Here is a 2653-nt window from a genome sequence, read left to right as displayed (position 1 = left end):
CCCGCATCCTGGGCCCAGTACTCGCCGTACTGGGCCTCCAGCTGCGCGATCAGCGGGGTGTTCTGCCCCAGCACGTTCGTTGCCTGCAGCTGCTGCGATTGCGTGCGGTTGGCTGCGATCAGCGGGGGCGGCACCGAGGAGGCCAGCGCGGTCTCATACGCCGCGGCGGCGGCGCGTGCCTGGGTGGCCGCCTCCTCGGCCTGCGCGGCCGTCGTGGTCAGCCAGGTCACGTACGGTTCTGCCGCTTGCGCCATCGCCGCCGAGGCCGTGCCGGTCCATTCCTCGCTGCTCAGCGAGGTGATCACGTTGTCATAGCTGAGCGCGGCGGAGTTCAGCTCGGCCGCCAGCGCGCTCCACGCCGACGCCGCGGCCACAAACGAACCCGACCCCGGACCCGAGTAGATCCGCGCCGAATTGAACTCCGGTGGGAACGCCCCATAATCCACCACGAATATGCCCCTTAACCTGTGATGTTCGAATCGATGCGTCGAGTAGTGCAAGACGTTAATGCGCTGGTGGCCACCGCCGCGCCGGTCAGTGGAGTGACAGCTACACGGCGCGCCTTTGCGCCGGTTTTCAGAGCCGGCCGCTCAATGCCTGCCAACTCCCCCGCAAGGGGCCTTGATAGTGGGTGTGAGCTGTGGGAATGGCCCTGGCTCAGCGCCCGTGCGCCGCGAGCGCCGCGGCGGAATACCGGCGTGGCCGGACGCACGTGTGCGCAGGCCGGGGATAAAATCCGGCCGCGGATAAAGGTGAGGTGATTCATGCCTGTTTCCGCCGCTTATCCGGCCGATGGTGGGCGGGTGAGCACGCTGTAACGGAACCCGTACTTGTTGACGTAACCGGCGGCCGCGCCGCGCCGCCCGACCGACCCCACCGGCATGCCGCGCAGCAGACCATTGGCCGGGGAATTGGCTCCGCCGCTCGCCGCGGCCTCGATCGGAGTGGCCTCCTCGGACAATGCCGCCGGGCTCACCGACGAGGTCAGCGTCGCCCAGTGCTGGGGCACCGAAAGCAACCCCACCCGGCCTGCCTGGCCGACCCCTGCCGAGACCGCGCCCACATGGCCCACACCGCCCAGGCTGCCCAGGTTGCCCAGCCCCAGGGCCGCGAACTGCGGGGTGGGGTACCAGGCACCACCGGCACCGGCGGTACTACCACCGGGACCGAAGACCAACTGCTGGGCGAGCGACGACCAGAAGCTCGTAATACCAGTCGAGAAGTAGGCGAGGCCCGTGGTCTGCTTGAGCAGGGTGCCGTACATGCCGGTGTTCAGCCCGGCGTAGTTGTTGGTCGGTGTGGGCAGCCCGGACGTCAAGAACCCATTGATCAAGTTCTGCAGCCAGGTGAACGGCCCCGGCTGCGACGCGGTCGTTGTCGTCGACGCTTGGGTTACAGCTTGAGTTGTGCTGGCCGACAACGCTTGTGGGCTCGCCAGCTGCGACGTGGTCTGGGCGGTGTTGCCCGCCGGCTCGGCGACGGCCTTGGCGACCGCGGCGGCCTGGTCGGAGTCCGCCTCTGGGGTGGTGGTGTTGGGCGGTGCCGTGAACGGCGTCAGCTCCGAGGCGGCGGCCGATGAGCCGGCGTAGCCGTACATGGCGGCCGCGTCCTGGGCCCACATCTCCATGTACTGCGCCTCGGTGGCCGCGATCGCCGGCGTGTTCTGCCCGAGGAAATTCGTCGCCACCAGGTTCGCCAACAACACTCGGTTGGCGGCGATCACCGGTGGCGGCACCGTCATCGCAAACGCCGCCTCAAAGGCCGCAGCCGCCGCCCTGGCCTGGCCCGCGGTCTCCTCGGCCTGCGCGGCCAGGACGCTCAGCCAGCTCACGTACGGCGTGACCGCCGACAGCATCGACGCCGAAGCCGGGCCCACCCAGGGCGCGTGGGTCAGCTCCGAGATCACCGACGTGTAGCCGCTGGCGGCCGAGCCCAGCTCGGCGCCGAGCCCGTCCCAGGCCGCGGCGGCGGCCATGATCGGACCGGACCCCGGACCCGCGTACATGCGGCCGGAGTTGATCTCCGGCGGTAATGCCCCGAAGTCCATGGTTACGAAGCACCGGGCTCGAACGACATGTATCCCCTCGCAGCTGGTCTCTCGGCGATGGCCTTGAAGAATTTGCTTGCTTCGGAAGGCTAGGTGGACACGCCGCCCCATCGCCGCTTCGTGGTTCGGCGGCCGCTACGGCGGCGGCAGTTTCGAGAGCGCTGTTCCGTCGCGACGGCCGGATCGCGCCGACGTCGGTCGCGCCTCGCCGCCACGGGTGCTACCTGCGGGAACACCCGGCTTCGAGCGGCCGCGGCCCGTCCACGGTCCCGACATCGGGGACCGTTCCGGGGGGCGGGCGCCGATGCGAAGAGCCGAGCGCGGGGTAAAAATCCGGCCGCAGATAAAGGCCGCACCCGGGTTCGGCGCCGCGATCCGGAGCGCGCGAGCGCTCGCCGCTGTGCGTGCCGGAGCGCCGTCGGTTGACACCGGCACACACGAACGCGCCCTGCCGGAGCGTTTCGGGCAGGGCGCGTTCGAGATCTACTGTGGCTGAGGCTATCCCGCGAAGGGCGGTCGAGCCATGACCGTGGGCCGGAAGCCGTACTTGGGACCGGCGACGCCGTGTCCGCCGGCACCGGCACCGGCCAGTGGCATGCCACCGAG

General features: G+C 69.8%; 3 protein-coding genes. All 3 read right to left on the bottom strand.

The genetic code is table 11. From position 1 onward, the window contains the following. On the bottom strand, positions 1-449 hold a 449-nt coding region (locus tag ACYQ8K_RS29955), incomplete at its 3' end, for a PPE family protein (protein WP_459974975.1). A 332-nt stretch (positions 450-781) separates the two neighbouring features. Next, positions 782-2047 carry a PPE family protein gene (locus tag ACYQ8K_RS29950; RefSeq protein ID WP_459974973.1) on the bottom strand — a complete coding sequence of 422 codons (1266 nt, stop codon included), beginning with the start codon at positions 2045-2047 and terminating at the stop codon, positions 782-784. Between the two features lie 498 nt (positions 2048-2545). Next, positions 2546-2653, bottom strand: a 108-nt coding sequence (locus ACYQ8K_RS29945) for a PPE family protein, SVP subgroup (RefSeq protein ID WP_459974977.1), incomplete at its 5' end; no start/stop codon positions are given.

The sequence above is a fragment of the Mycobacterium sp. MUNTM1 genome (assembly GCF_054660795.1).
This window is presented reverse-complemented; position numbering and strand designations above follow the sequence as displayed.